The organism is Stenotrophomonas sp. LARHCG68 (assembly GCF_052871705.1).
Map to the genome: position 1 here is coordinate 41,247 of NZ_JBIXJV010000005.1, position 22,512 is coordinate 63,758.

Here is a 22,512-nt window from a genome sequence, read left to right on the forward strand (position 1 = left end):
GCAGAAGCTGGGCCTCACTGTGATTCGACCGACCTGCAGAAATCACCCCCTCCCTTTGGCGTAGCCAAGGGGAGGGTTGGGGAGGGGTAACGCATGTGCCCTCCGCACATCACCTCACAACGGCAGCGGTGCCTGCATCGGGTCGATGCGTCCTTCGCCGCGCGTGATCTTCTTGAACTCGGCGCGGCTGACCGACACGTAGCGCTCGTTGCCGCCGATTTCCACCTGCGGGCCGTCCTGCACGGCAAAACCATTCTCATCCACGCGCACGGTCATCGTCGCCTTCTTGCCGCTGTGGCAGATGGTCTTGATCTCCTGCATCTCGTCGGCCCAGGCCAGCAGGTACTGGCTGCCCTCGAACAGCTCGCCGCGGAAGTCGGTGCGCAGGCCGTAGCACAGCACCGGGATACGCAGTTCATCGACCACCTCGGACAGCTGCCAGACCTGCGCCTTGCTCAGGAACTGGGCCTCGTCCACCAGCACGCAGCCAAGCTTGCCGTGGCGGGCGATGTCCTGCTCGATCAGCTTCTGCAGGTCGGTGTCGTGCTCGAAAGCGGTGGCTTCGGCCTGCAGGCCGATCCGCGAGGCGACCACGCCGGTGCCGGCGCGGTGGTCCAGACGCGGGGTGAGCAGGGCCACCCGCATGCCGCGCTCACGGTAGTTGTGGGCGGACTGCAGCAGGGTGGTGGTCTTGCCGGCGTTCATCGCCGAGTAGTAGAAATAAAGCTTGGCCATGGGCCATTTTACCGCGCCGGCCGGCGCTCACGGGCGATGGATTACACTGCCGCCCTGCGACTGATTCGACCCCATGCTCGACTCCCTCAATCCCCCCCAACGCGCGGCGGCGGTGCACGCCGAAGGTCCCCTGCTGGTGCTGGCCGGTGCAGGCAGTGGCAAGACGCGCGTGATCGTCGAGAAAATCGCCCACTTGATCGGCAGCAACCGCTACCCGGCGCGGCGCATCGCGGCGATCACCTTCACCAACAAGTCCGCCAAGGAAATGCGCGAGCGCGTGGCCAAGCGCCTGCGCGCGGAGGATGCCGCCGAGGTGACCATCTGCACGTTCCACGCGCTGGGGCTGAAGTTCCTGCAGATCGAACATGAACAGGTGGGGTTGAAGCGCAGCTTCTCGATCTTCGATGCCGATGACGCGGGCGGCCAGATCAAGGACCTGCTGGGCGGCAGCAATGCCAAGCCCGACGACATCGAGGACATGAAGAACCTGATCTCGCGGGCCAAGAACGCCGGCCTGTCGCCGGAGCAGGCGATGGCGGCGGCGCGCAGCAGCCGCGAGAAGAACGCGGCCATGGTCTACGAGCTGTACCAGGCGCGGCTGACCTCGTTCAACGCGGTGGACTTCGATGACCTGATCCGCCTGCCGGTGCAGGTGCTGGAAGAAAACCCGGACATCGCCCTGGCCTGGCGCGAGCGCATCGGCTACCTGCTGGTGGACGAATGCCAGGACACCAACGACGCCCAGTACCGGCTGCTCAAGCAACTGGCCGGGCCGCGTGGCAACTTCACCTGCGTGGGGGACGACGACCAGTCGATCTACGCCTGGCGTGGCGCCAACCCGGAAAACCTGCAACAGATGGGCCGCGACTACCCGGCGCTGAAGATCATCAAGCTGGAGCAGAACTACCGTTGCTCCAACCGCGTGCTGCGCGCGGCCAACGCCCTGATCGCGCACAACCCGCACGAGCACCTGAAGACGCTGTGGTCCGACCAGGCCGACGGCGAGCGCATCCGCGTGTGGGAATGCCGCAACAGCGAGCACGAGGCCGAGAAGGTGGCCTCGGAGATCCATTTCCTGGCCACCAACCGCAAGATCCCGTGGAGTGATTTCTGCATCCTGTTCCGCGGCAACTTCCAGTCGCGGCCGCTGGAGAAGGCGATGCAGCTGGTCGGCGTGCCGTACCACCTCAACGGCGGCACGGTGTTCCTGGAGCGGCAGGAAGTGAAGGACACGCTGTCCTGGCTGCGCCTGCTGGTGAACCCGGACGACGACACCGCGTTCATGCGCGCGGTGCAGTCGCCCAAGCGCGACGTTGGCGCCAGCACGCTGGCCAAGCTGGCCGAGCTGGCCTCGGAGAAGGGCATGCCGATGGCGCAGGCCGCCGAGGCGATGGGCGCGCTGGCGCAGCTGCCGCCGCGCGCGGCCAACAGCCTGAGCAAGTTCACCGACATCCTTCGCGCGCTGCGCATGGACATGCGCCAGATGAGCTCGGGTGACCTGGTGCGGCGCGTGGCCAAGGACTCCGGCCTGCTGGCGGAAATGCGCCACCAGGCCAAGGACACCACCAGCTACGAGCGCCGTGCCAACAACGTCGAGGAACTGGCCTCGTGGTTCGAGAGCGGCCCGCGCGGTGCCAGCGCCGCCGACATGGCCGCGCAGCTGGCGCTGATCTCGCGCAACGACAAGGACGACGGCGGCAACCAGGTGCGGATGATGACGCTGCATGCGTCCAAGGGACTGGAGTTCCCGTATGTGTTCATCGTCGGCTGCGAGGACGGCGTGCTGCCACACCAGGTCAGCCTGGATGAGGGCAACCTGCAGGAAGAGCGCCGCCTGCTGTACGTGGGCATCACCCGCGCCAAGGTGCAGCTGTGGATGAGCTTCAGCCGCCTGACCCGCAAGTTCGGCGAGCACATCCGGCTCAAGCCCAGCCGCTTCTTCGATGAGCTGCCGGCCAGTGAGATCCAGCGCGATGGCGCCGACCCGGTGGCCGATGCCGCGCACAAGCAGGAGCGCGCGAAGGCGGGGTTGGCGGCGATCCAGGCGTTGTTTGACTGACCCCTCCCCAGCCCGCCCGGCCCTCAGGCACAGCCTTCGGGCGTTCATCGGACCGCACACCAATGGCGTGCAAACGCTGCTCTTCACCCCCTCCGCCTTCGGCAAAGGGAGGGGGCGGATCATGACGGTCGGTCAGGTCAACGTGTACCGCTTTGCTCCCTCCCTTGCGCCGCAGGCGGAGGGGAGGGCCGGGGAGCGGTAAGCTCGGCCTGCACATCCCGCACGGAACCCGGCAATGCCCCAGCCCCTGATCCAGACCGAACGCCTCACCCTGCGCCTGCTGCGCGATGACGACACCGACGCGGCCGGCATGCTGGCCCTGCTCAACGAGCCGGGTTTCCACCAGTACATCGGCGACCGCGGCGTGCGCACGCAGGAGCAGGCCCGCGACTACATCCGCAACGGCCCGTTCGCCAGCTACGTGGCCAACGGCTTCGGCATGTACGTGATCGAGCGGCGCGAGGACGGTGCGTGGATGGGCAACGCCGGGTTGGTGCGTCGTGATGGCCTGGCCCACGTCGACGTGGGTTACGCGCTGCTGGGGGAATTCGGCGGGCGCGGCTACGCGCTGGAAGCCGCGCGCGCGGTGGTGGCGTATGCGCGCGATGCGCTGCGCATCGGGACGCTGTGCGCGATCGTGTCCAAGGGCAATGCGCGTTCGGTGGCGCTGCTGGAGAAGCTGGGGTTCGTGGCGGAAGGCGTGGTGACGCTGCCGGGCAAGGACGAGGAGTTGTTCCTGTTTTTACTGGCGGAGGGGGCTGACTGAATTTCCAGGCATCGTCGTAGCCGCCCTTCTCCCTGCCGGAGAAGGTGCCCGAAGGGCGGATGAGGGTTCGGGCTAGGCACTGTGTCGCTGAGGTCAGCAGGGTTTTGCTTCTTGCCCTCTCCCCAACCCCTCTCCCGCTGGCGGGAGAGGGGCTGGAGCCAAAGCCAAAGCCTTACGGCATCACCGGTGGCACGTAGGCCAGGGTCGCGCCCAGCGCCCACAGCAGGAGCAGCACCAGCGGGATGTGCACCAGCAGCTGCACGAAGGTGAAGCCGATCAGGTCGCGTGCCTTCAGGCCCAGCACGCCGAGCAGCGGCAGCATGTAGAACGGGTTGATCAGGTTGGGTAGCGCTTCGGCGGCGTTGTAGATCTGCACCGACCAGCCCAGGTGGTATTGCAGGTCGTTGGCCACCTGCATCACGTACGGCGCTTCGATGATCCACTTGCCGCCACCGGAGGGGATGAAGAAGCCCAGCACCGCCGAATAGCTGCCCATCAGCAGCGCGTAGGTGTCGTGGCTGGCGATCCGGGTGAAGAAGGTGGAGATCAGGTGGGCCACGCTGTGGCCGTCGCTGCCGTTGACGGTGGTCATGATCGCGGCGATGGAGCCATACAGCGGGAACTGGATCAGCACGCCGGTGGTGGATGGCACCGCGCGCGCCACCGCGTCCAGGAAATTGCGCGGGCGCCAGTGCAGCAGCGCGCCCAGCATCAGGAACAGCAGGTTGTAGGTGTTCAGGCCGGAGATCGCCTGGATGGCCGGCTTGGTCGAGAACTCATGCACCAGCCAGCCGGCGGCCAGCAGCACCAGCAGCAGGATCAGCAGCGGGCTGTGTTCCAGCCATTCGCCGGGGCGGGTCGGCGTGGCCTTGGGCGTGGCGACGTCGTGGTGCACGTCCACGCCGCAGTCGGCCGCGTCACGCGCGGAGTTGGCGTTGGGCGCGGTGACGTAGGAGATCACCAGCGACACCACCACCAAGGCTGCCAGCAGCACGCCGGACTGCCACAGGAAGATGGTTTCGGTGAACGGGATGACGCCGGTGATGGACAGGATCGACGGCGGCAGGCTGGCCGGGTTGGCCTGCAGCTGCGCGGCCGAGGACGACAGGCCCAGTGCCCATACTGCACCCAGGCCGAGATAGCCCGCCGCGCCGGCGGCGCGGTAGTCCATCTTCAGCTCGCTGCGGCGCGCCAGCGCCCGCACCAGCAGGCCGGCGAACACCAGGCTCAGGCCCCAGTTCAACAGCGAGGCCAGCATCGACACGGTGGCCACCAGCGCCACCGCGGTGCGGCCGTTGCGCGGTACCCGGGCAAGCCGGTCGATCAGCCGCGAGGCCGGGCCGGAGGAGGCCACCACGTAACCGCCGATGACCACGAAGGCCATCTGCATGGTGAAGGGGATCAGGCTCCAGAAGCCATCGCCGAAGGCCTTGGCGGTTTCGGTGGCCGGGGCGCCGATGGCCAGTGCGGCCAGCGACACGGCAGCCAGGGCGAGGGCGGCGAACACCCAGGAGTCGGGGAACCAGCGCTCGGCGAACTGGGCGCAGCGGATGGCGAATCGCGCCGAGGCGGTGTCTTGGGGAGTCTGCATGGGGGCTATCGGTTGAGGACTACGACGCGACGGTAGCAATCCCGTGCAGGCGGGGGGAACTGGACTTTTGGATGGAGGGGCGGGTTCAGCTTGAAGGGATTTGCCCGCCAATGCCGACTCTCCCCAGCCCTCCCCTTGGCTTACGCCAAAGGGAGGGGGCGATTCGTGCCGTTCGATCAGCCTGCAGAGTGGTGCTTTCAGCTCCCTCCCTTTGGCGTAAGCCAAGGGGAGGGCTGGGGTGGGGTAATGCGGTTGAGCTCCCCATCCACTCCTGCATCACTCCGCCGCGTCGTAGCCGAACTGGATGCCCGCCGTGCCGCCGGTGCTGATGAACAGCTCCATGAACTGCTTGGCGGTGTCGGCACGGTTCCAGTCGCGCTGCAGCTCGCAGAACAGCTGCGGCACGCTGATCAGCTTGGCGCCGGCCTGCTCGACGCGGCGCAGGGCGGCGTCATGGGCAGCCAGCGAGGTGCCGCCCACCGCATCGACCGGCACGTACACCTCGTAGCCCTCGCGCAGCGCGTCCAGCGCCGGGAAGGTGAGGCAGGCCTCGGTCCACAGCGCGGTCATGATCAGCTTCCTGCGGCCGGTGGCCTCCACGGCCTTGCGGAACTCCACGTCTTCCCACGAGTTGATGGTGGTGCGGTCGTAGGTGGGCTCGTCCTTCAGCACCTTGCGCAGCTGCGGGATCGGCGGCTTGTTCAAGCCGGTCTTGACGTTGACCGTGGAGTGCACGATCGGCAGTCCATAGACCTTTGCGGCCTTGGCGACGCCGACGATGTGGTTGACCAGCAACTGGCGGTCCATCGAGGCGATGGAGTTCACCTGCACCGGCTGGTAATCGATGACGATCAGGGCGGAGTTCTCCGGGGTCAGCAGATCGTCGGTCTTCGGGTCACGCTTGGTTTCGCTGGTCATCACAAAGCTCCTTTGCAGGGAGGGATGCACCGCGCGCAGGGCGCACGCGGTGCGGGGGAAAACGGATCAATCGCGCTGCGAATCCAGCGGTTCGTGGTTGGTCACCACTTCCTGCGCCTTGCTGTAGCTCTCGATCAACAGCTGGTAGTTCGGGAAGATCTGCGTGTAGGCCTGCGCCCATTCGGCGGCGTCGGCGCGGTTCCAGGTCTTCTGCAGCTCCGAGGCCACGGCGGCCACGTCGATGACCACCACGCCGGCCTGCATCATCCGCGCCAGGGTGATTTCCTGGGCCTGCTTGGAATAGGTGCCCGAGGCATCGATCACCGCGAACACCTGGTAGCCCTCGGCCACCGCCGCGATCGACGGGAACGCCATGCACACGCTGGTGATGGTGCCGGCGATGATCAGCTGCTGCTTGCCGGTGTCCTTCACCGCCTGCACGAAGTCGGGGTTGTCCCAGGCGTTGATCTCGCCCTTGCGCGCCACGTACTTGGCGTGCGGTGCGTTCTGGTGGATCTCCGGGATCAGCGGGCCGTTCGGGCCCTGCGGCACCGAGGCGGTGGTGATGACCGGGATCCTGGCCAGCGATGCGAGCTTGGCCAGCGTGGCGGCCAGGCGGCGCAGCGTGGTGAACGGCATGTCATGCACGGTCTGGAACAGGCCGCTCTGGTGGTCGATCAGCAGCATGGCGACGTTGTCCGGGTCGATCACCGGCTTGGCGCCGTTGAAGTTGGCCGCGTACGGGAAGGCATTCATGGCGGGGCTCTCATTGAGTAGCGATGGGACGGTCGCGCTGCATCGGTAATGCAGGCGCGACGGGGAAGTGACCGGGCGGTTACGCCCGGTCATGGGTTCAAGCGGCGATCTGGCCGAAGCGGCCGGAGTTGAAGTCCTCCATCGCCTGGCGGATTTCTTCCTGCGTGTTCATCACGAACGGGCCGTAGCCGGCGATGGGCTCATCGATCGGCTCACCGGCCAGCACCAGCACGGTGGCATCGGCGTTGGCTTCCAGCGCCACCTCGCCGGCGGTACGGTCGAACAGCACCATCTGGCCTTCGCGGGCCACCTGGCTGCCGTTGAACAGCACCGTGCCGTGCAGCACCACCATCGCCACGGTGTGGCCTTCGGCGAAGTCCAGCGTGGCGTGGTGATCACGCTGCAGGCGCAGGTCCCAGACATCCATCGGCGTGTGGGTGCGGGCCGGACCATGCTGGCCACCGAACGCACCGGCAATCACGCGGACGGAGCCGGCGCCATCGGCCAGGGGCACGACCGGGATGTCGGCGTTGCCGATGTTCTGGTAGCCCGGCGTGGCCATCTTGTCGCTGGCCGGCAGGTTCACCCACAGCTGCACCATCTCCAGCTTGCCGCCGCGGCGGGTGAAGGCCTCGGAGTGGAACTCCTCGTGCAGGATGCCGGAGGCGGCCGTCATCCACTGCACGTCGCCCGGGCCGATCTCGCCGCCGGCACCGGTGGAGTCGCGATGGGCCACTTCGCCGTCATAGACGATGGTGACCGTCTCGAACCCGCGGTGCGGGTGCTGGCCGACCCCGCGCGGGGTGTCGGTGGGGCTGAACTCGGCCGGGCCGGCGTGGTCCAGCAGCAGGAACGGGCTGAGCTGGCGGCCGTGGGTGTTGTAGGAGAACAACGAACGGACCGGGAAGCCGTCGCCGACCCAGTGCGGGCGGGGGGCGCTGTAGAGGCCGCTGATCTTCTTCATGTCTTTGCTCCAGTGGCGGCGCGGGTGCGCCTTCGTTGAAGCGAAGATTAGGATTGGGACGATACCCCCGGTAGACGGCAAAAAATGGTCTCATAGTCCTATCTGGTGAACGATGGGACGCGCCATGCAGGACCTGAACGACCTGTACTACTTCGCCAAGGTGGTCGACTACGGCGGCTTCGCGCCGGCCGGGCGGGCGCTGGGCGAGCCCAAGTCCAAGCTGAGCCGGCGCATCGCCCTGCTGGAGGAACGGCTGGGGGTGCGGCTGATCCAGCGTTCGACCCGGCATTTCTCGGTGACCGAGATCGGGCAGACCTTCCACGCGCATTGCCGGGCGATGCTGGTCGAGGCCGAGGCGGCGGCCGAATCCATCGAGATGACCCGCTCGCAGCCACGCGGCATCGTGCGGGTGAGCTGCCCGACCATGCTGCTGGACTTCCGGGTGGCGAAGATGGTGGCCGACTTCATGGCGCAGTGCCCCGACGTACAGGTGCACCTGGAGGCCACCAACCGCCGCGTCGACGTGATCGCCGAAGGCTTCGACCTGGCCATCCGCGTGCGCCCGCCGCCGCTGGAGGACAGCGAGCTGGTGCTGAAGGTGCTGGCCGAGCGCACCCAATGCCTGGTGGCGGCGCCGTCGCTGGTCGAGCGGCATGGCATGGCGCATGGCCCGGCCGACCTGCACCTGCTGCCGAGCGTGGCGCTGGGCGTGCCGCAGGCCGAGCATGTCTGGCGGTTGATCGGCCCCGGTGGCGCCGAGGCGGTGGTGGCGCATGCGCCGCGGCTGGTCACGCGCGGGATGACGGCCCTGCGCGAAGCGGCCTGGGCCGGTGTCGGGGTGGCCCAGCTGCCCTCGATGATCGTGCGCGAGTCGGTGGAGCAGGGCCGCCTGCTGCGCGTGGCACCGGACTGGGCCCCGCCGAAGGAGATCGTGCACGCGGTGTTCCCGTCGCGGCGCGGGCTGTTGCCGTCGGTGCGCGAGTTCATCGATTTCCTCGCCGCGCGCTTCGCCGAGCTGGACGAATCCTGAGCCGGCGACGGCGCGATCGATCCTGAACCGGGGACAGTCACAGGAAATGCACATGCCGTTGGTGAACTTGGTCGATCACTCGCAAAGGAGCGCCCTGCATGCGCCATGGAATCGCCACGCTGACCTGTCTGTCGTTGTTGCTTGCCGCCTGTGGGCGCACCCCACCCGCCGCGCCGGCGTCCGGTGACGCCGCGCCCACCGCAGGCGCCCCGGCCCCCGCCGCCGCCCCGGCAGCGGAAGGCTTGACCGCCGGCAGCATCGAGTTCCCGGTGATCCCGCCGATCATGGTGCCCAGCATCATCGGCAGCGGCCCGGCGCAGAAGCAGCTGGAGGCCTCGATGCAGGCGCTGATCAACCCGATCGACGGCATCACCGTGCGTCCGGCCAACTGCGCCACCGACGGCGGGCTGGTCAACGAGAGCGGCTTCACCAACGTCGATGCGCAGGGCAACCTGCAGCGCGTCAGCGGCCAGGGCGTGTTCGAGATCGGCGCCGATGGCAGTGGCCATGCGGTCACCGGCGACGACGTGGTCGAAGTGGCGCCCGACGGCAGCGGCAGCATCATCAACAGCGCCGGCACCTTCGAAGTGCAGGCCGATGGCTCGGGCACCTACGTCGGCGCGTACGGCAACATCGAGCTGGACGGCAAGGGGGGCGGCAACTGGGTCGGCGAGTTCGGCAACATCGAGAACCATGGCGATGGCTCGGGCCGCTGGGTCGGCGCGGAGGGCAGCATCGAGATCAATGCCGATGGCTCGGGCAAGTGGATCGGTGGCCCGGAGGGCATCGTCGAGAACCGTGGCGACGGTACCGGCACCGTGGGCGCGGTCGCCCGCGAGGTGCGCATGGCGCCGCTGCCGCCGCTGCCGCCGGCCGGCCGCTTCCCGTTGCTGGACAAGTTCAAGCCGTCCGGTGCGCCGTGTGGTTTCGTCATCACGCTCAACGACCAGGTGTTGTTCGACTTCGACAAGGCCGACATCCGTCCTGATGCCGGCAAGGTGCTCGATACCCTGGCCACCGCGCTGGGCACGGTGCAGGCCAGCTCCCTCGAGGTCCGCGGCCACACCGATGCCAAGGGCAGCGACGATTACAACCAGGACCTGTCCGAGCGCCGCGCGCGTTCGGTGGTGGCCGCGCTGCAGCAGCGGGGTGCGGCGGCCGGGGCAAGCGCCCACGGCTACGGCGAAACGCAGCCGGTCGCGCCCAACGAGATCAACGGCAAGGACAACCCGGGTGGCCGCCAGCTCAACCGCCGCGTGGAGATCTTCGTCCGCACCTAGGAGCGGGGTCGGGTGATGCATCGCGGCCAAGGCGGCTCCCGCGGCGTGGGTGTCCGCGACCATGCCTAACGGCCCGTGTCAGGGCCGTGCGCGTCGACGCATCATGGGGCTCTCAGACAAACGAGAGGTTGGTGATGCATGTATTCCGTCCTGCGGCGCTGGGGCTGGCCCTGATGGCCGCCATCGGCTTGGCGAATGCGGCACCGGACGTGCCCGATACCGACGCACGGGGCGTCAGGATCAGCGAGGCCGCCTACCCGGGCACCATCGTGCTCGACGTGGACGCCACCGACCTGGGCCAGCGCGTGTTCAAGGTGAAGCAGACCGTGCCGGTGCAGGCTGGCCTGCAGCGCTTCCACTACCCGGCCTGGTTGCCGGGCAACCATTCGCCCACCGGCCAGATCGAGAAGCTGGCCGGCCTGGTCATCACCGGCAACGGCCAGCGCCTGGACTGGGTGCGCGACCCGCTCGACGTCTACACCTTCAACGTGCAGGTGCCCGAAGGCGTCGGCGAGCTGCGCATGGAGTACCAGTTCCTGAGCCCCACCGATTCGGCGCAGGGCCGCACGGTGATGACGCCGAACATGCTCAACCTGCAGTGGAACGCGATGCTGCTGTACCCGGCCGGGCATGCCGCCCATGCCATCACCTACCAGGCCAACGCGCGCTACCCGCAGGGCTGGGAAGCAGCCAGCGCGCTGACCGTGGCGCGCCGTGACGGCGACACCGTGCACTACGCGCCGACCAACCTGGAAATCCTGGTGGACTCGCCGGTGTTCGCCGGCCGCTACCACCGCCGCTTCGACCTGGCCCCGGCCGGCACCCGCCCGGTGCGCCTGAACGTGTTCGCCGACCGCGCCAAGGACCTGGAGGCCAAGCCCGAGCACATCGAGCAGCACCGCGCGCTGGTCACCCAGGCGCGCAAGCTGTTCGGTGCCGAGCACTACGACCATTACGACTTCCTGTTCGCGGTGACCAGCCAGCTGGGCGGCATCGGCCTGGAGCACCAGCGCTCCAGCGAGAACAGCGAGGACCGCGACTACTTCAGCGGCTGGGACGCGAAGGTCGGCAGCAGTGACCTGCTCGGCCACGAATACACCCACTCCTGGGACGGCAAGTACCGCCGCCCGGCCGACCTGGCCACGTTGAACTACAACGTGCCGATGCAGGGCAGCTTGTTGTGGGTGTACGAGGGCCAGACCCAGTACTGGGGCAACGTGCTCACCGCGCGCGCCGGCATCCGCCCGCTGGAGGCCTCGCGTGACGCGCTGGCGCTGGTGGCCGCCACCTACGCAGACAACCGCCCGGGGCTGGAATGGCGCTCGCTGGGCGACACCACCAACGACCCGGTGATCGCCCGCCGCAAGCCCAAGCCGTACCGTGGCTACCAGATGAGCGAGGACTACTACCAGGGTGGCCAGATGCTGTGGCTGGAAACCGACGTGCGCATCCGCAGGCTCAGTGGCGGCAAGCGCAGCCTGGATGATTTCGCCAAGGCCTTCTTCGGCCAGAACGATGGCCAATGGGAACGCCCGGATACCTATACCTTCGAGGATGTCGCCGCGACGCTGGAGCAGGTGCAGCCCACCGGTGACTGGACGCAGTTCCTGCGCGAGCGCGTGGATGGCCGCCGCGGGCTGACCGACGGCATCGCCGCCGCCGGTTGGAAGCTGGTCTACCAGGACAAGCCCAGCGCCTACTACAAGGCGATGATGAAGGGCCGGGGCGCCAACTTCATCTACTCGCTGGGCATGTCGCTGGACAGTGCCGGCCGCGTTGGCGAAGTGCGCTGGGACAGCCCGGCCTTCAACGCCGGCCTGGGCACCGGCATGCAGGTGCTGGCGGTCAACGACCTGCAGTACAGCGCCGACGAGCTGGAGGAAGCGGTACGTGCGGCCAAGGCCCATCCGCAGCCGGTGCGCCTGCTGGTCAAGGAGATGGACGTGTACCGCACCCTGAGCATCGACTACCAGGGCGGCCTGCGTTATCCGGTGCTGGAGCGCATCGAAGGCAGCACCGACTACCTGACGCCGATCCTCAGCGCCAGGAAGTGAGTGACCGTGCCGGGCGCTGCCCGGCACGGAGGCACTGCAACACAAACCGGTGGTGCCCCGCGATGCATGGCTGCCTGCTGCCGCAGGTCAGTTCTTGATCTGCACGTCGTCGATGTAGACGTTGATGTCATACGCGGTGTTGGCGTGGTACAGCCAGATCGCATCGAGCTTGACGCTGGAGGCGGTGATCGCACCATTGCCGTCGACCCAGGCGTTCCATTGCGCCGCATCGGTCAGCGGCCATGACACGTAGGTCCAGGTATTGGCGGCGATGGCCTTGCTGGTCGATCGCTCGGTGCCATCGCTGTCGTCGATGCCCACGCCCACGCTCACGCCGCTGCCACCGGTCCACACCCAGAAGCCGACCACGCCGTTGCTGCGCGCCAGCGCGGTGTTGTTGGCCGGCGTGCCTGCTCCGGACAGCAGGCGCACCGCCCACGAAGCGGTGCTGGCGGTGTTGTCCTTCAGCAGCACGCGCAGCGAACAGCTGCCGTTCTTCTGCGTGGTGCAGTCGCGGGTGGCGGTGGAAGCGGTGCTGATGCCGGTGGTGCTGCCGGAATAGCTGGGACTGGTGTCGAAATGCCCCACGCTGCTCTCGAAGCGGTCCAGGTAAGTGACCGCGCCGGTGCCGCCGCCGCTGCCCGGGTTGATCAGCGCGTAGTACTTGGACCAGTTCCAGTTGATGCCCGGGTCGGTGTGGGTCTGCCCGCTGTAGTGCTGGTGGCCCTTGATCTTGACACTGGTGGCAAGCACGTTGATGCCGCTGCTGGACGGGCCGCTGTAGGCGCTGGCGCAGCTGATCGCGCTGTACTTGGCGCAGAAGTTGCGTACCAGCGCCGCCGAGGCCTCGTACATGGCGTTGGTGTACCAGGAGCTGTTGTCGACGTAACCCTCGTGCTCGATGCCCAGCGTGTAGCTGTTCTGGCTGCCCACGTGCCAGGCGGTGTGCGCGTCGCGCACCATCTGCGTGACCTGGCCATCGGAGGAACGGATCACGTAGTGCGCGCTGACCTGGGCGCTGGCGTTCTTGAACCACGAGATGGTGCCGGCGTAGCTGCCCTGGGTGGTGTGCACGGTGACCGCGCTGATCGAGGCCGCGCGCGAGGCGGCGTAGTTGGAACTGGACGCGGCGCTCCAGATCGCAGGGCCATAGTCGGTGCTCTGGATGGTCGCGTCGATGCCGGCCGTGGCCCGTGCATCGGCGCGCGCGGCGTTGGCCTGCAGGGTCTCGCTGACCGGGTCGATGTGGTAGGCGCCGGTGTCCACGCGGTCGCCGCTGACATCCAGGCGCACCATCGGGGCACGCAGGGTGACCAGCTGCGGCGCGTCGAAGGCATCCTCCCAGGCGATGGGCCGTTCCGGCACCACGATGCCGCGGTCGTTGACGCCGCGGTCCTGCGCCAGCAGCACGTCATAGGCGAAGCTGGTGCGCGCGTAGGTGTCGATGTTGCCGCCGCTGCGCGCGGCCTGTGCGCCGGCCGGGGCGAAGCCGGCATAGCGCATCAGCGCGGGGCGGATGGCCTCGGGCGTGGCGTTGGTCCGCGCATCGGCATCGGGGATGTCCTGGCGGATCTGCGCATCCAGCAGCGCGGCGGCGGCCAGGATGTTGGTGGCCACGTCGGTGCGCACCGCGTCGCTGCTGACGCCGAGCAACCGTGCGCCTTCACCGACCTGGTCTTCGAAGCCCTGGCCGGCGTACAGGCCCATCACGCCCCAGGAGGCGGGCATGCGCAGGTGGTTGGCGTCCTGTGCCTGCCGCGGCTGCAGGTTGGACCAGCGGCTCTGCACGAAGGCCATCGCCTCCAGCGTGCCGGACGGGATGGAGGGATAGCGGCGGTAGGCCTGCTGGAAGTAGCGGCGGAACATCGCGCGCTGCGGTGCCAGCACGGCTTCTTCCATCTTCAACTGCATGTCCAGCGCCTGGCTGGAATCGGCCTGCGCTGCCTTGAGCGAGGTTTGGGCGAGCGCGGGTGCGGCCACGATACTGGTGATGACGGCAGACAGCAGCACGGCGGTATGACGGTGCATCATCGATAGGACCCCTTCAGTTGGAACCCCCTGCCGCTGTGGTTCTACCGGATCGCGGCCGCCCGTGGGTGAAGAGCGTGCCGGTATGTGACGCGCCTCACCCGCGGTGCGGGCGCAGCGCAGGAGCGGCCTTGGCCGCGAAACCACGAAGGCTTCCGGTCGCCTGATGCATGCTTCGGGAAAACCAGACGACGTGTCGCGGCAGGATGCGGTATCGGCTTCGCGGCTCAGGCCGCTGCCACGACGGGCTTGCGGCGCTCCAGCCACCACAGCAATGCGGCGACCAGCACGAATGCCAACAGCCATGGCCAGCGTGGGCCGGGAACGCGGATGGCGGCCTGCGCGGTGCCGGCGGTGCCACGCAGCGCCAGCGTTGCATCCCGCTGTTGCGTTGCGTGCAGTGCCCTGGCTTGCTGCGGTTCCAGCAGCAGCATCGTCGCCTGCGCCGAACCGGCGGCAAGGGTTTGCCAACCGGCCTGCGTCGGCCACCAGCCACTGCAGTTGCCTGCCTGTGGATCGGCCAGCAGGGCGCTGCGCGCGCCGTCCGGGGCAATGGCCTGTGCGTCGGCCGACAGGCCACACAACACGTTGCGCTCGCCGGCCCAGCCCCAGCCGGCAAGTTCGGGCGACGGCGTGGTCGGGAGCGGGCGCGCCAGCGTTGCCAGCACCTGGTTCCACAGCGCGGCGTGCTGCGGCGCGTGGCCGGCCAGCACCAGGCTGTAGCTGTCGCTGACCGGCAACACGCCAACCCGGCCCAGCCCCAGTGCACGCCACTGGCCGACCGCGTTGCCTTCGGCATCGCGCAGCAGCGGCACCGCGTCGTCTCCAACGACATCCAGCGTGAAACGCTCCAGCGCGAACGGCTCCGCGCTGCCATCGCCCGCCGCGCCATCAATGAACTTCAGCGGGCGCAGTTCCTGGCCGCCGCGGGTATCGAGCCCCCATTCGCGCAGGGCACGCCGCGCGCCGGCATCCAGGGGCCCGCCCATGCGCACCAGCACGCCGAGGCCGGCCCGCATCGCCGCGTTGACGCCACTGCGTTGCAGCGGGGACAGCGCGGCCAGCCGGCGTTCGTCCAGCACCAGCAGGTCGATCTTGGCCAGGCTGGCCGCATCCAGAGCGGCCGGGGCATCGCCCAACTGCACGCCACCGCCGACCAGGATGCTGGTCTGCTGGGACGCGCCGGTGTCGGCGGCCCAGCGTTGCAGGTACTTCAGCTCGGGCCCCGGAGCTCCGGCCAGCAGCCGCAGCGACGGCGGCGGCACCGCGCGCACCCGTACCGGCACCGGCAGCTGGTCCCGTACCTTGCCGTCGGCATCAAGCAGGCGCAGCGCGAAACTGACATCACCGGGCTCGCGCGCGCTGGCCACCAGGCGCACGCGGCCATCGCTGCCCGGCGTGGTGATGGCGACGCGGTGGCCGGCCGGATCGAGCAGTTCGACCCGGACATCACGCAGGCCATGCACGCGGCTGCCCACCTCGAAGCGGGCTCCCGGTGCCAGCAGTGGCGGTGCGCGCAGTTCGACCAGTCCGGTCGGCGCGGGGTTGGCGAGGAACCGCAGCGCCGGTGGCAACGGCGCGTCGCGGTCGCGCGCGATCAATCCATCACCGACGATCACCAGCTCGCGCGTGCCCGGATGCTGGCGCATGGCCGTGGCCAGGTCCGGTACCGCGGCCACGCGCGACATCGCCGGTGCCTCGGGCAGGCGCAGATGGGTAGCGGCGGGAATGGCGAGCACAGCGGCCTCCCGCGCCCCGGCGGTGGCGATGACCAGGGTGTCGGCGCGCACGCTGCGCGGCGGGGGCGACAAGGCCAGGCACAGCAACACCGCCGCCACGGCCTGCAACAGCAGCAATGCGGACAGGCGGGCCGGCGCCGGGCGTGGCCGCTGGCACAGGCGGATGCTGGCCAGCAGTACCGCCAGTGCGACGATGGCCCATGGCAGCCAGGTGCTCGTCATCGTGTCTCCCGTGGCGCGGCCAATGCATCCAGGTAGCGGCGCCCGCCGGCATCGGCGGCGTCGCGGCGCGCGGGTGGGCCGGGTGGGCGCTGCAGGGCCGGCCACAGCTGCGCGCGCAGGCGCTGGCGGCATGCCTGGCAATCCGGTTGCTGGCGGACATCGTCGATGGCGGCGAGCACGTCGAGCGGGTCCGGCACGGCCTGCGGATGTGCATCCAGCCAACGCGACAGCGCGTCCAGGTCGACCGCGCCATCGGCCTGCGCCAATGCCTGCCACGCATCGCTGATGAAACGCTCCGGTGGCGGCCGCGTGGACGGTTGCAGGGCGCGATTGCCCAGGCCCTCGCGCTTGCCGGTCATGCGCCGGGCCAGGTCGATCGGCGGCAACGCGCTGCCAACGCGTGCCAGGTAGATGCGCTCGGCCTGCTGCACCTGCTTGATGAAACCCAGCGCCTTGTATGCGAACGGTAGCGCCTTGTCGGGATGGCCCTGGCGCAGATGGCCTTCGGATTGCCACATCTGATCGAGCGCGGCCTTGAGGATGGCGCGGGTCTGCGGATCGAGCAGGGTGGCCGCTTCGGCGTGATCGTGGGTATGGCCGTACTCGGACAGCACGTCGGTGGCGCTGCCGAACACCGGCGCTCCCTCGCTGGCGGTGCTGCTGTCGTGATCGTGGCCGTCGTCGTGCGCGTGCTCATCGGCGTGGTCGTTGTCGGCATCGGCAGCCGGTGCGTCGCTGGTGGGCATGTCGCCGGTCGGTGGTGCCTTGGCGCCGCCCTCTGCTTCCTCGCCGAGGAACTGACCATAGCGCAGGCGCAGGATGCGTTGATCCACGCCGATGGCGTCCGAGCGCTTGATGAAGGTTTCCGCGTCCAGCGTGCCGCGCTGTTTCTGCAACGCTTCGGCATCGATGATGATCTGCCGCTGGCTGCGGAAGTAGGCCGGCATCACCTTCTTGATCGCGCCTTCCAGTTCGCTGGTCTGGACTTCCTGCGCGCTGGGCAGGCGCAGGATCAGGCTGGCACTGCGCGCCTGCTGCGGTTGCGGGTCGCGGTTGTCGCGCACGGTCAGGCGCGCGACCACTTCGTCACCGGGGCCGACGCCCAGCGCGGCGAGGTCGGCGGTGTAGGCGAAGCGGCGCGTGGTGGCCGGGCCGCTGCCGTTCACCGTTACACGCTGGTGTTGGAAGGCGATGTTCTCGCCGCTGCCCTTGGCGGTGGTGAGCTCCAGCGTGGCGCTGGCGGTGACGCCGAAATCGTCGCTGGCCTCGAAGCGCAGCGGCCATTGCCGCTGCCCGGCGGTGGCCTGGTTGAGGGTCTGTGCCGGCTCCAGCACCTTGACCTGCGGCGGGTGGTCCGGCACCACGTCCAGGCGGTAGGCGCGGCTGGCGGTGGCCAGCGCCGGCGCGGTGACGATGCGGTACAGGCCCGCGCGCTGCAGCGTCTGCCCGGCCTGCCAGCGCTCGCCGTCGCGCTGCAATGGCAACCGTCGCCCATCGTGGAACTGCAGCCATGCCTGCCGCGGCTGCGGTTGGAACTGCAGCTGCCAGTGCAGGCGACTGCCCTGCACGGCACGTGCGTCGAGTTTCTCGCCGCCGGTCGCGGGCTGGCCGGTGTAGGCAGGTGGGGTCACGCGCAGTTGCGCGGCACGCAGCACCGGTGCCTGCGCGGCCGGGGATGCCGCGTTGCCGGTGGTGTCATTGGCGGCGGTTGGCCGCTCGCCACCGCGCGGCCATGCCAGGGCGATGGCCGCGACCAGCAACGCCACCGCGACACAGGCCAGCAGGCGCAATCCCGGCCACGGCTGGCGCAGGTCGGGCGGGTCCGCCTGCAGGCGCTGGCCGATGCGCTGGCGCTGCCGCTGCTGCAGGGGATTCAATGTCGCCGGCGTGGCGAACAGCAGGTCGGCGCTGTCCTCAAAACGCGAATGCTCGTTGAGCCGGGCAATCAGCCAGCGTGCATCACGCCGGCGCGCGCGCCACATCGCCACGCCGGCGACCCCGAGCAGGGCCAGGGTGAGGACCACCGACGCCACATCGATGTCGTACAGGCGCCAGCCCAGCACCGCGAGCGCCGCGGCGATCGGCAGCCCGCCAAGCAGGGTGATGGCCTGCACCCGGCGTCGCGCGCGTTGCAACAGCGCAGGCCGTTTCATGCCTGCCCCCGGCGACGCCGTGCGCTGGCCAGCCAGCGTTCGAGCAGGAACAGCAGGGCGGCCGTGAGCACCAGCCACGGTGCGAGCTCGCGTGCGGGCTGCGGATACGCAGGGGCGCCGCTGTCCGGGCGCAGGCTGGTGGCATCGGCACGGCCAGGTGCCGGCGGCGGCTGCAGTGGTGCCTGCAGTTGCGAGGGGAAGCGCGCATCCAGCAACGCCGGCATCGATGCCGCGGCCAGGTTGGCATTCCAGCGCAACCAGCGCGGTGGCTGGTTGACCTGCTCGAGCAGCAGGTTGCCGGCGTCGTCATGCCATAGCGGGGTGCGCTGCGCCTGCGGTGGCACCGGGGTGCGCGCGTCGACCAGCAAGGTGCCGCCGTTCCCGGCCCAGGCCAGCAGCCCGGCGGGCACCGGCTTGGAAGACAGCCAGACGCGCACCGCGTCACCCTCGGTGAAGGCCTGGTCGTCGCCGGCGCTGTCCAGCACGGCCTCCGCATGCCAGGCCTGGTTCACGGCGCGCAGGTAGCGCAGCTGCAACGCGCCATCGGCATCGTGGCGGACCTGCAACCGCGGTGGCTTGTGCGTCGCCGAGGCCGTGCCCGCAGGGGGCACGTCGACCTGCAGCCAACGGACCGTGCGCGACAGGCGCGGGCGCTGTGCGTCCCACCCCTGGCTGACCGACGGCACGATCACGGTCAGGGGTACGTCCGGCGGCAATGACGCATCGAGTTCACGCAGCAGGCTGGCCACGGGTTGCCGCGCATCGGGCATGGGCGTGTCCTGCCCGATGCGTGGAAACCCCGGTGCCAACCACAGCCATTGCGACGGCGTGGTCCCGGCGACGGCGCGCGCCTGTGCCGGAGTCACGCCAGGCAGCACGGCGATGCGTGGCTCGGTGTCGCGCAGGCCGTCCAGTGCCGGGCGCGCCAGCAGCAGTGCCAGTACCGCCAGCAACAACAGGCGCACCAGCAACAGCGGCCATTCGTCGAAGCGGATGCGGTGGCGCGGGCGCGGCTTGGCCGACAACCAGCGCAGCGCAGCGAAATCGATCAACTGTTGCTGGTCGCGCCGGGCCAGATGAATCAGCAGCGGCAACAGCAGCGCGGCCAATGCCGCCAGGCCGGCCGGAAACAGCCACAGCAGGCTCACGCCGCGCCTCCGCGCCGGCCAAACAGGCGCTGCAGCGGTGCATCGATGGGCGCATCGAGGAAGGCGGTGTCGTGACGGATGCCGGCGGCCTGCAGGCGCGCATCCAGCGTGCGGCGGGCCTCGGCGAAGCGGGCCAGGTAGTCGGCGCGCACGCGGCTGCCATCGCTGAGCAGTTCCTGCGCGGTTTCCGGGTCGCGGAAGCGGTGTCCGTCGCGGAACGGGAAGTCGCGCTCCTCCACGGTGAGCAGCTGCAGGTGGACCACGTCGCGACCGGCCTTGGCCAGGCGTTCGGCCAGCTCAATCGCCGCCTCGTCGAAGCCGTCGCCGATCATCACCACCAGATCATGCGTGCCGATGCGTTCCCAGACCGGCTTCAGCTGCTCGGCGCCGGGCCATTGTCCGCGTGCGTGCAGGCCATGCAGTTGCAGGTGCAGCCGGTCGCGCTGGCGCAGGCCATTACCGGCCGGCAGCAACTGCAGGCCGTCGCCGTTGATGGCGATCAACCCGAACGCGTCGCCCTGCTGCAGGGCGAGTTCGACCACGCAGCCGGCCAGGGCCTTGGCGGCGTGCAGGCGCGTCCAGTCGCGCCGGGCCTGGTCGGCCTGTTGCATCGAGGCGGTGGCATCGAGGACCAGCCATACGGTGAGTGGGCTTTCGCGTTCGGACTCGCGCACGAAGAAGCGGTCCGAGCGGGCGTACAGCTTCCAGTCGATCTGGCGCAGTTCATCGCCCGGTTCGTAGGCCCGGTACTGCGCGAACTCCAGCCCGGCGCCGCGGCTGCGGCTGGCATGCATGCCGATGCCACGGCTGCCGCTGGCGCGCTGCGGGAACAGCCGCAACGCGCGCAGGCGGCTGCGCACATCGGCGGGAATCAGCGGTGGGGCAGAGGACACCATGGCGGGATCGGCATCAGGCCGGGAACGGCACCGTGCGCAGCAATGCGGTGATCACGTCATCGGCGCTCTTCTGCTCGGCCTCGGCGGCGAAGGACAGCAGCAGGCGGTGGCGCATCACCGGCGCGGCCAGGGCCTGCACGTCCTCGCGGGTGGCGGCAAAGCGGCCATGCAGCAGGGCGCATGCTTTCGACGCCAGCACCAGCGACTGGCCGGCGCGCGGGCCGGCGCCCCACTTGATCCAGTTGTTGACCTCGGCCGGCGCGCCGTCGCCGGGACGGCTGGCGCGGACCAGGCGGGTGATCCAGGTCAGCAGGTCGGGGCTGACGTGCACGTCGCGCACGGCCGCCTGCAGTGCCTTGACCGCCTCGGCATCCATCACCTTCGGCACCGTGCCGCTGTGGCTGCCGGTGGTCTGGGCAAGGATGTCGCGCTCCTCGGCCTCATCGGGGTAGTCCACGCGCACATGCAGCAGGAAGCGGTCCAGCTGCGCTTCGGGCAGCGGGTAGGTACCGGCCTGCTCGATCGGGTTCTGCGTGGCCAGCACGAAGAACGGCGAGGGCAGCGTGTAGGTGGTACCGGCATAGCTGACGGTGCGCTCCTGCATGGCTTCGAGCAGGGCGGCCTGGGTCTTGGGCGGGGTGCGGTTGAGCTCGTCGGCCAGCAGCAGGTTGGTGAAGATCGGGCCCTGCTGGAAGCGGAACGCGCGCTTGCCGGTGCCGTGGTCCTCCTCCAGCAGCTCGGTGCCGAGGATGTCGCTGGGCATCAGGTCGGGCGTGAACTGCACGCGCCGGAACTGCAGTTCCAGCGCCTGCCCGAGCGAGCGCACCAGCAGCGTCTTGCCCAGGCCCGGTGCGCCTTCGAGCAGGCAGTGGCCGCCGGCGAGCAGGCCGATCAGGAGTTGCTCGACCACCGCCTGCTGGCCGACCACCGCCTGCGCCAACGCGCCGCGCAGTTCGCCCAGGCGGGGCAGCAGGGAATCGAGGTCGGGGGAAGTGGCAGTCATGCGGTCACCAGTGGGGTCAGTGCGTCAGTGCGTACATCACGATGTTCACGCCGAACTTCGTGTTGTCCTCGGCCAGGAAGCGTTTGTTGCGCCAGTCGTAGTCCCATTCGCAGCCGTAGTCCTTGTTGCTGTAGAGCACGCCCAGCCGGCCATCGATCTCGATGCCCTTGAGGTAGTCGTGCACCAGGTCATCGCCCCAGCCGTTGAGCTCGAAGCCGGTGGCCGGCGGACCTTCGGGGAACTTGAAGAAGCTGTTGTAGACGGCATGGTTGTTCGGCAGCTTCTTCAATGCGGTGGCGCCGAAGATGCCGCGCATCTGCGCCTCGAACGAGGTGGCGAACAGGCCGTCGATGTCATGGTTGCAGTCATCGACGAAGACGAAGCCGCCGTTGCGCACGTAGCGCTCGAAGTTGCGGCGCTCGTCGGGGTTGAACTCGACCAGCTTGTGCCCGGCCAGGTAGCAGAACGGCGCGCGCAGCATCTTCGGGTCGGACAGCGCCACGACGTGCTCGTTGGGGTCCACGCGCAGCGTGGTGTAGTCCACCAGCGAGGTGAGCAGGTTGGACGGCATGCGCGCGTCCACGTCCCAGTCGCCGGAGTCGTACTTCAGGCGGGTGAACCAGAAGTCGTAGCGGCCGGCCTGCGCCTTGGCCCGGCCGGGCAACGCGGCCGCAACCGCACCGCCAAGCAGCAGCTGCAGGAATTGCGCTCGCGTTAGACGGGACTGGAGCAAAGCAGGAAATTCTCTTGAAGCGCCTGATTCGGAAACGTGGAATCAGTGTGTGGAGAGCGGAGGGGTCACAACGTTGGGTTCTGACGAGGATACGCTTGTAGTGACGATTTCTTGGTGCCACTCATTCAGTACCTTCTGTCCCTATCCTTGCGCGCAGCGATCTCACCGATTGTGGTCTTCTTCTTGGGGACAAATAGGTACGAAACAGTCAATGCAATCGCCACGAAAAGGCCGAGTAGAGCCATTGCGGCGATGGCAAGTGCAAATAGTGGAATGAACGCCAAGCCCATGGATATGAGCATGAAGTCGTGAATCTGCTTGTTCGAGTAGTCAGGGAGAAAGTGAAGGGTGAGAAGTACTTCTGCTGCTAGGACTGCGAAGAACACCACGACAGCTACAAAAGAGCGTCCCGATAACTTCATGTTCTCCTCGATCAC

Annotated in this window: 18 protein-coding genes; 5 read left to right on the plus strand and 13 right to left on the minus strand. The window is 68.7% G+C overall.

Annotation, left to right across the window (positions count from 1 at the left end; all coding sequences use genetic code 11):
- Positions 1-114: 114 nt before the first annotated feature.
- Positions 115-735, minus strand: a complete 621-nt coding sequence (locus tag ACIPR8_RS15620) for a thymidine kinase (RefSeq protein WP_192288341.1) — start codon at positions 733-735, stop codon at positions 115-117.
- A 73-nt stretch (positions 736-808) separates the two neighbouring features.
- On the opposite strand from ACIPR8_RS15620, the gene ACIPR8_RS15625 reads away from it, so the two are divergent.
- A complete protein-coding gene (locus tag ACIPR8_RS15625; protein ID WP_446541599.1) occupies positions 809-2,794 on the plus strand; it encodes a UvrD-helicase domain-containing protein in 1,986 nt (661 codons plus the stop codon).
- 235 nt (positions 2,795-3,029) lie between these two features.
- Entirely contained in the window at positions 3,030-3,560 is a 531-nt protein-coding gene (locus ACIPR8_RS15630) for a GNAT family N-acetyltransferase (protein WP_446541600.1), read from the plus strand.
- A gap of 172 nt (positions 3,561-3,732) precedes the next feature.
- Here ACIPR8_RS15630 and ACIPR8_RS15635 read toward each other — a convergent pair whose 3' ends face one another.
- The 4 genes from ACIPR8_RS15635 to ACIPR8_RS15650 form a co-directional block, all read right to left on the minus strand.
- Positions 3,733-5,160 carry a short-chain fatty acid transporter gene (locus tag ACIPR8_RS15635; protein ID WP_446541713.1) on the minus strand — a complete coding sequence of 476 codons (1,428 nt, stop codon included), beginning with the start codon at positions 5,158-5,160 and terminating at the stop codon, positions 3,733-3,735.
- A gap of 267 nt (positions 5,161-5,427) precedes the next feature.
- Positions 5,428-6,069: a hydrolase gene (locus ACIPR8_RS15640; RefSeq protein ID WP_132862316.1), complete on the minus strand. Its 642-nt coding sequence runs from the start codon at positions 6,067-6,069 to the stop codon at positions 5,428-5,430.
- Between the two features lie 66 nt (positions 6,070-6,135).
- Positions 6,136-6,825: an isochorismatase family protein gene (locus ACIPR8_RS15645; RefSeq protein ID WP_446541601.1), complete on the minus strand. Its 690-nt coding sequence runs from the start codon at positions 6,823-6,825 to the stop codon at positions 6,136-6,138.
- A gap of 97 nt (positions 6,826-6,922) precedes the next feature.
- Positions 6,923-7,789, minus strand: coding sequence for a pirin family protein (locus ACIPR8_RS15650; protein ID WP_446541602.1), 867 nt, complete (start codon positions 7,787-7,789; stop codon positions 6,923-6,925).
- 124 nt (positions 7,790-7,913) lie between these two features.
- On the opposite strand from ACIPR8_RS15650, the gene ACIPR8_RS15655 reads away from it, so the two are divergent.
- The 3 genes from ACIPR8_RS15655 (at position 7,914) to ACIPR8_RS15665 (ending at position 12,153) form a co-directional block, all read left to right on the plus strand.
- Complete coding sequence (locus tag ACIPR8_RS15655) at positions 7,914-8,819, plus strand: LysR family transcriptional regulator (RefSeq protein ID WP_446541603.1); 906 nt, start codon at positions 7,914-7,916, stop codon at positions 8,817-8,819.
- A 98-nt stretch (positions 8,820-8,917) separates the two neighbouring features.
- Entirely contained in the window at positions 8,918-10,099 is a 1,182-nt protein-coding gene (locus ACIPR8_RS15660) for an OmpA family protein (RefSeq protein ID WP_192288335.1), read from the plus strand.
- Positions 10,100-10,233: 134 nt separating this feature from the next.
- Positions 10,234-12,153 (plus strand): M61 family metallopeptidase, encoded by a 1,920-nt coding sequence (locus ACIPR8_RS15665; protein ID WP_446541714.1) that lies wholly within the window; start codon positions 10,234-10,236, stop codon positions 12,151-12,153.
- Positions 12,154-12,240: 87 nt separating this feature from the next.
- On the opposite strand, the gene ACIPR8_RS15670 is transcribed toward ACIPR8_RS15665, so the two are convergent.
- From ACIPR8_RS15670 to ACIPR8_RS15705, 8 genes are all read right to left on the minus strand, one after another.
- Positions 12,241-14,184 carry an N-acetylmuramoyl-L-alanine amidase gene (locus tag ACIPR8_RS15670; protein ID WP_446541604.1) on the minus strand — a complete coding sequence of 648 codons (1,944 nt, stop codon included), beginning with the start codon at positions 14,182-14,184 and terminating at the stop codon, positions 12,241-12,243.
- Positions 14,185-14,408: 224 nt separating this feature from the next.
- On the minus strand, positions 14,409-16,142 hold the full coding sequence (locus ACIPR8_RS15675; RefSeq protein ID WP_446541605.1) for a carboxypeptidase regulatory-like domain-containing protein: 1,734 nt from the start codon (positions 16,140-16,142) through the stop codon (positions 14,409-14,411).
- A complete protein-coding gene (locus ACIPR8_RS15680) occupies positions 16,139-18,295 on the minus strand; it encodes a hypothetical protein (RefSeq protein WP_446541606.1) in 2,157 nt (718 codons plus the stop codon). Before ACIPR8_RS15680 ends, ACIPR8_RS15675 begins: the two co-directional genes overlap by 4 nt.
- Positions 18,292-19,443, minus strand: a complete 1,152-nt coding sequence (locus ACIPR8_RS15685) for a BatA domain-containing protein (RefSeq protein WP_446541607.1) — start codon at positions 19,441-19,443, stop codon at positions 18,292-18,294. Before ACIPR8_RS15685 ends, ACIPR8_RS15680 begins: the two co-directional genes overlap by 4 nt.
- Entirely contained in the window at positions 19,440-20,339 is a 900-nt protein-coding gene (locus ACIPR8_RS15690; RefSeq protein ID WP_446541608.1) for a DUF58 domain-containing protein, read from the minus strand. Before ACIPR8_RS15690 ends, ACIPR8_RS15685 begins: the two co-directional genes overlap by 4 nt.
- A 13-nt stretch (positions 20,340-20,352) precedes the next feature.
- A complete protein-coding gene (locus ACIPR8_RS15695; RefSeq protein ID WP_446541609.1) occupies positions 20,353-21,342 on the minus strand; it encodes an AAA family ATPase in 990 nt (329 codons plus the stop codon).
- A 16-nt stretch (positions 21,343-21,358) separates the two neighbouring features.
- On the minus strand, positions 21,359-22,075 hold the full coding sequence (locus ACIPR8_RS15700; protein WP_446541610.1) for a DUF4159 domain-containing protein: 717 nt from the start codon (positions 22,073-22,075) through the stop codon (positions 21,359-21,361).
- A gap of 125 nt (positions 22,076-22,200) precedes the next feature.
- On the minus strand, positions 22,201-22,512 hold the full coding sequence (locus ACIPR8_RS15705) for a hypothetical protein (protein ID WP_446541611.1): 312 nt from the start codon (positions 22,510-22,512) through the stop codon (positions 22,201-22,203).

What these genes read in the sequence shown, in the direction of transcription:
- ACIPR8_RS15620 (WP_192288341.1), bottom strand. Translation starts at nt 735, where the DNA reads ATGGCCAAGCTTTATTTCTACTACTCGGCGATGAACGCCGGCAAGACC.
- ACIPR8_RS15625 (WP_446541599.1), top strand. Translation starts at nt 809, where the DNA reads ATGCTCGACTCCCTCAATCCCCCCCAACGCGCGGCGGCGGTGCACGCC.
- ACIPR8_RS15630 (WP_446541600.1), top strand. Translation starts at nt 3,030, where the DNA reads ATGCCCCAGCCCCTGATCCAGACCGAACGCCTCACCCTGCGCCTGCTG.
- ACIPR8_RS15640 (WP_132862316.1), bottom strand. Translation starts at nt 6,069, where the DNA reads ATGACCAGCGAAACCAAGCGTGACCCGAAGACCGACGATCTGCTGACC.
- ACIPR8_RS15645 (WP_446541601.1), bottom strand. Translation starts at nt 6,825, where the DNA reads ATGAATGCCTTCCCGTACGCGGCCAACTTCAACGGCGCCAAGCCGGTG.
- ACIPR8_RS15650 (WP_446541602.1), bottom strand. Translation starts at nt 7,789, where the DNA reads ATGAAGAAGATCAGCGGCCTCTACAGCGCCCCCCGCCCGCACTGGGTC.
- ACIPR8_RS15655 (WP_446541603.1), top strand. Translation starts at nt 7,914, where the DNA reads ATGCAGGACCTGAACGACCTGTACTACTTCGCCAAGGTGGTCGACTAC.
- ACIPR8_RS15660 (WP_192288335.1), top strand. Translation starts at nt 8,918, where the DNA reads ATGCGCCATGGAATCGCCACGCTGACCTGTCTGTCGTTGTTGCTTGCC.
- ACIPR8_RS15665 (WP_446541714.1), top strand. Translation starts at nt 10,234, where the DNA reads ATGCATGTATTCCGTCCTGCGGCGCTGGGGCTGGCCCTGATGGCCGCC.
- ACIPR8_RS15670 (WP_446541604.1), bottom strand. Translation starts at nt 14,184, where the DNA reads ATGATGCACCGTCATACCGCCGTGCTGCTGTCTGCCGTCATCACCAGT.
- ACIPR8_RS15675 (WP_446541605.1), bottom strand. Translation starts at nt 16,142, where the DNA reads ATGACGAGCACCTGGCTGCCATGGGCCATCGTCGCACTGGCGGTACTG.
- ACIPR8_RS15680 (WP_446541606.1), bottom strand. Translation starts at nt 18,295, where the DNA reads ATGAAACGGCCTGCGCTGTTGCAACGCGCGCGACGCCGGGTGCAGGCC.
- ACIPR8_RS15690 (WP_446541608.1), bottom strand. Translation starts at nt 20,339, where the DNA reads ATGGTGTCCTCTGCCCCACCGCTGATTCCCGCCGATGTGCGCAGCCGC.
- ACIPR8_RS15695 (WP_446541609.1), bottom strand. Translation starts at nt 21,342, where the DNA reads ATGACTGCCACTTCCCCCGACCTCGATTCCCTGCTGCCCCGCCTGGGC.